Here is a 5,261-nt window from a genome sequence, read left to right as displayed (position 1 = left end):
GCCAGAGGAGGCGGTCTGTCGACGGCTGTCTGGGTCGCGGGGCTGGCTGTCTTGCTGTTGTGGTCGCTGACGGCCTGGGCGATGGCCCTGCTACTCACCGGCAGCGGTGAGTTCGCGGCGTCGCAGGCCGCGGCGTGGGCGCCGTTCTATCCGGAGGTCGAGCTCGCGCTCTCCACAACCTCGGCCTGGCTGAGCCAGTTCGGCACAGCGGCGTTGTGGATCGTGTGGGGGTTCGGTGCCGTGCTGATCGTCTTCGGCACATGGCTGCGGCGCGTTGCGTGCGGGCGCTGGAGCGGGGTTTCGACCGCTTGGCGCCGCAGGCTTCGGCCGCCTGGGGTGGCGTGCGCCATCGTCTCGAATCACGCACCGGTGCCACCTCGTCCGCCCCATCGCCCGACGCGTCGCGCTCGGCTGGTTCATAGCACACCGGCACCGCGTCGCAGCGGCGGGGGCGCTGCACCCGCTCCCTAAAATGCCCGGATGAAACCCGCCTTCGTCCACCTGCGCAGCCACACCGAGTACTCCGTCGTCGATGGCACCTTGCGCATCGACGACATGGTGGCCGCGGCGGCGGCCGATGGTCAGCCGGCGCTGGCGATCACCGACCTAGGCAATCTGTTCGGTGCCGTCAAGTTCTACAGCGCGGCGCGCGAGCAAGGCGTGCAGCCCATCGTCGGTGCGGAGATCTGGCTCGAACCCGAGGGCGGCTCGACCCCCAGCGATCGGCAGGCCAGCCGCCTGCTGCTGCTCGCGCAGAACCGCACCGGCTACCTGAACCTGTGCACGCTGATCTCCCATGCGTGGACCGAGAACGTGCAGCGCCACCAGGCCTGCGTCGCCTGGGCCAAGCTGGCCGAACACAGCGAAGGTTTGATCGCGTTGTCCGGCGCCGATCTCGGCGGCATCGGACAGGCGCTGCTCGCCGGCGATGCGGCGCGCGCCGAGGCGTTGGCGCTGCGGCTGGCCGCCGTCTTTCCGCAGCGCTTCTATCTCGAACTCCAGCGTGCCGGCCAGCCGGGCAACGAGGCACAGGTGCGCGCTGCCGTGCCGCTGGCGGCCAAGCTCGGTCTGCCGGTGGTCGCCACGCATCCGCTGCAGTTCCTCGCGCCCGACGATCACGAGGCGCACGAGGCGCGGGTCTGCATCGCGGAGGGTGAGTTGCTCTCCAACCCGAGGCGCATCAAGCGCTTCACGCGCGAGCAGTATTTCAAGAGCGCCGCGCAGATGCATGAGCTGTTCGCGGATCTGCCTTCTGCGCTGGCCAACACGCTGGCCATCGCGCGCCGCTGCCACCTCACGCTGACGCTGGGGAAGCCGCAACTGCCCGACTTCCCGATCCCTGAAGTGGGCGGCGAGCGCATGGCGCCCGAGGCCTACTTCCGACACACCTCGCACGAGGGCCTGGAGCGCCGGCTGCGCCAGCTCTATGCCGACGAAACGGCGCGCGAACGCGAACGCCCGCGCTATGCCGAGCGGCTAGAGTTCGAGATCGCAACCATCGTGAAGATGGGCTTTCCCGGCTACTTCCTGATCGTCGGCGACTTCATCAACTGGGCCCGCGCCAATGGCTGCCCGGTGGGTCCGGGCCGCGGGTCGGGTGCCGGATCGCTGGTGGCGTATGCGCTGGGAATTACCGACCTCGACCCGCTCGCGTACAACCTGCTGTTCGAGCGGTTTCTCAACCCGGAGCGTGTGTCGATGCCCGACTTCGACATCGACTTCTGCCAAGCCAACCGCGACCGCGTGATCGACTACGTCAAGCAGAAGTACGGCCGCGACGCGGTGAGCCAGATCGCAACCTTCGGCACCATGGCGGCGAAGGCGGCGCTGCGCGACGTGGGCCGCGTGCTCGGCATGGGCTACGGCCATGTGGACAGCATCGCCAAGCTGGTGCCGGCGCCGCCTGGCAAGAGCGTGACGCTCAAGCGCCCGCCGCCGGACTACAAGCCGGACGGGAGCGGCCCGATCTATGCGCGCCGCGAAGCGCCCGAGATCGAAGAGCGCGAGGAAAGGGAAGAAGAGGTCGCCGAGCTGCTGGCGCTGGCCGAGCGGCTCGAGGGCACGGTGCGCAACGTCGGCATGCATGCCGGGGGTGTGCTGATCGCGCCGGGGCGCATCACCGATTACTGCCCGCTTTACCAGCAGCCCGGCAGCGCCGCGGCGGTGAGCCAGTTCGACAAGGACGACGTCGAGGCGATCGGCCTCGTGAAGTTCGACTTCTTGGGCCTGGCCACGCTGACGATCCTGGAGATGGCGAAGGACTTCATCGTCGCACGCCATCCTCACCGCGCCGACTTCAGCTACGAGGCCTTGCCGCTCGACGATCCGAAGGTCTACAAGCTCTTTTCCGACGGCCTCACCGAGTCGGTGTTCCAGTTCGAATCGGGCGGCATGCAGCGCATGCTGAAAGACGCCAAGCCCAGCCGCATCGAGGACCTGTTCGCGCTGAACGCGATGTTCCGGCCCGGGCCGATGGAGATGATTCCGACCTTTTGCGCGCGCAAGCACGGCCGCGAGGAGGTGACCTACCCGCACCCGCTGCTCGAGGCTGTGCTCGGCGAGACCTACGGCGTGATGGTCTACCAGGAGCAGGTGATGCAGGCCGCGCAGGTGCTGGGCGGCTATTCGCTCGGCGGCGCCGACCTGCTGCGCCGCGCGATGGGCAAGAAGAAGGCCGAGGAAATGGCCAGGCACCGCGCCATCTTCCGCGAGGGTGCCGCGAAGAAGGGCATCGGGCAAGCCAAGGCCGACGAGGTGTTCGACCTGATGGAGAAGTTCGCCGGCTACGGCTTCAACAAGAGCCATGCCGCTGCCTACTCGCTGCTGGCTTACCACACCGCCTGGCTCAAGGTGCACCACCCGGCCGAGTTCTTCGCGGCCAACATGACGATCGAGATGGACGACGCCGACAAGCTGCGCGTCCTGATCCGCGACGCCCGCCAGTTCGGCATTGCCTTCGATGCGCCCGACATCAACGTGGGCGGCTGGCGTTTCGAGCCGACGTCCGACCGGCGAGTGCGCTACGGCCTGGGCGCCATCAAGGGGACGGGGCAGGGCGCGATCGAGGCCATCGTCGAAGCGCGCCGAGGCAAGGCCGGCAGCCCGGGCGATTCGGCGGGCCATCCCTTCAAGAGTTTGTTCGACTTCTGCGCCCGCGTGGACCGCAGCCGCGTCAACAAGCGAGTGGTCGATGCGCTGATCAAGGCCGGCGCCTTCGATGCGCTAGGGCCTGACCGTGCGCAGCTCATGGCCAGCGTGCAACTGGCCTTCGACTATGCCGACAGCCAGGCCGCGCATGCGGAGCAGAGCGGCCTGTTCGACTTCGGCGCCGACGACGAGGACCAGCATGCCGCCTCGACCAAGGAGCCCGAACTCGTCGCGGCCGAGCCGTGGAGCATCCGGCAGCGGCTCATGCTGGAGAAGCAGGCGCTCGGCTTTTACTTGTCGGGACACCTGTTCGACGAGAGCGCCGAGGAGGTGCGCCGTTTTTGCAAGCGCCGCATCGACGACCTGCTCGACAGCCGCGAGCCGCAGTTGCTGGCCGGCATCGTTACCGAGTTGCGCGTCGTCAACGGCCAGCGCGGGCGCGTGGCGATCTTCAAGCTCGACGACAAGAGCGACCAGATCGAGGCGGTGGTTGCCGAAGACCTGCTGAGCGCGAACCGCGAATTGCTCGCCGAGGATGAACTGGTCATCGTGCAGGGCCGCGTTCAGCCCGACCGCTTCTCGGGCGGCGTGCGGCTCAACGTTCAGCAGTTGTGGAGCCTGGCTGCGGCCCGCTGCAAGTTCGCTCGCTTTTTGCGCGTGGCGGTCAACGGCAGCGCGCCGGGGTTGAGCGAGTTGCTGCGCGAGTTTCCGCCGCGCAGTGTGCGCACGGAGCAGGGTTCGCTCACCGAAGGCCTCGCCGTGCGCCTGTTGTTGCAACGGCACAGCATCCAGGGCGAGGTCGACCTGGGCGACGAAGGTCGATTTTTCCCATCCGATGCCGCTCTGGCACGCTGGAAATCGAGCGCAGTGCAGGCAGTCGTGATCTACGACTGATTCCGTTGCTGCTTCGCGGCTGCCGTGCCTTCAGGGCGCGCATGCGCGCGGCACACTGGTCGCACTTGTTTGCGCGCAGCCCGTCTGCCGCAAAGGGGAGTGCACCAACGGAGCTTGAACATGAAACGTTTTCTAGTCGCCACGCTGATGGCTGCCTTCTCGGTCTCGCCGACCTTCGCCGCAGATGTGGGCGTGTCGGTCAGCATCGGTCAGCCGGGCTTCTACGGCCGCATCGACGTTGGCAACGGTTATCCGCCACCGCGCGTGATCTATGCGGAGCCGGTCGTCGTAATCGAGCGGCCGGTCGCGGTGGTTCAGCGGCCCATCTATCTGCGTGTGCCGCCGGGGCATGCAAAGGATTGGCGCAAGCACTGCCGCCGCTACGATGCCTGCGGCCAACGCGTCTATTTCGTGCAGGACGGCTGGTACCAGCAGGAGTACGCGCCGCGCCATCGCGGTGGTGACCGTGACCGCGATGACGACCGCGACTACGGCAAGCGACACAAGCACAGCCACAAGCACGCCGGCAAGCACCAGGGGCGGGACCGCGACGACTGAAACAAGCGGCTTGCGAGCGGCCCGCCGTCGTCACGCTTGGACCGACCGATAAGGGCGCGCTGCGGCCGCGTTTCCGCAGATCGCAGACCGCGCGCCGCGACTATCCTGCCCCGCGTGGCACCCATCACTGGCCTCATCCTCACCGGCGGCGGCGCTCGAGCGGCCTATCAGGTCGGCGTGCTGGCCGGGCTGAGCCGCCTGCGCCGCGAGGCCGGCGAGCCGCCCGGCAACCCCTTTCCCGTGATTGCCGGAACTTCGGCCGGCGCGATCAATGCAGCGGCGCTGGCTTGCGGCGCCGACGATTTCGACACTGCGGTGGCGTTGCTCAACCGCGTGTGGCGCAACTTCCACGCCGAGCAGGTCTACCGCGCCGATGCTTTCGGCGTGATCCGCAGCGGCGCCCGCTGGCTGTCCTTGTTCACCCTGGGCTGGGCGCTGAGCCGCTGGCGCCGGGCTCGACCACGCTCGCTGCTTGACAACTCGCCGCTGGACGCCCTGTTGCGCGAGTTGCTGCCCCTTGAGCGACTGCGAGGCCGCCTGCAGGCCGGCCACTTGCGCGCCTTGGCTATCACCGGGTCCAGCTACAGCACCGGTGAGCACCTGACTTTCTACGAGGCGGTGGACGAGATCGCGCCATGGGCGCGCTCGCAACGCGTTGCCGT

The 5,261-nt window shown here is 68.0% G+C and carries 3 protein-coding genes and 1 pseudogene; all 4 read left to right on the top strand.

The genetic code is table 11. From position 1 onward, the window contains the following. Positions 1-471, top strand: a pseudogene (locus H0W38_RS15960) (hypothetical protein); the annotation flags it as partial. A 9-nt stretch (positions 472-480) separates the two neighbouring features. Continuing rightward, positions 481-4,041 (top strand): DNA polymerase III subunit alpha, encoded by a 3,561-nt coding sequence (gene dnaE, locus H0W38_RS15955; RefSeq protein WP_292455863.1) that lies wholly within the window; start codon positions 481-483, stop codon positions 4,039-4,041. Positions 4,042-4,161: 120 nt separating this feature from the next. Beyond that, positions 4,162-4,599: a hypothetical protein gene (locus H0W38_RS15950; protein ID WP_292455861.1), complete on the top strand. Its 438-nt coding sequence runs from the start codon at positions 4,162-4,164 to the stop codon at positions 4,597-4,599. A gap of 114 nt (positions 4,600-4,713) precedes the next feature. Further along, a partial coding sequence (locus tag H0W38_RS15945) for a patatin-like phospholipase family protein (protein ID WP_292455859.1) occupies positions 4,714-5,261 on the top strand: 548 nt, incomplete at its 3' end.

The sequence above is a fragment of the Methylibium sp. genome (assembly GCF_013817365.1).
GTDB lineage: Bacteria > Pseudomonadota > Gammaproteobacteria > Burkholderiales > Burkholderiaceae_C > Methylibium.
The sequence above is the reverse complement of the archived record's forward strand: the minus strand, read 5'-3'. Positions and strand labels throughout refer to the sequence as shown.

Excerpts from the sequence above, each read along its gene's own strand:
- dnaE (WP_292455863.1), top strand. The coding sequence starts at position 481 with ATGAAACCCGCCTTCGTCCACCTGCGCAGCCACACCGAGTACTCCGTC.
- H0W38_RS15950 (WP_292455861.1), top strand. The coding sequence starts at position 4,162 with ATGAAACGTTTTCTAGTCGCCACGCTGATGGCTGCCTTCTCGGTCTCG.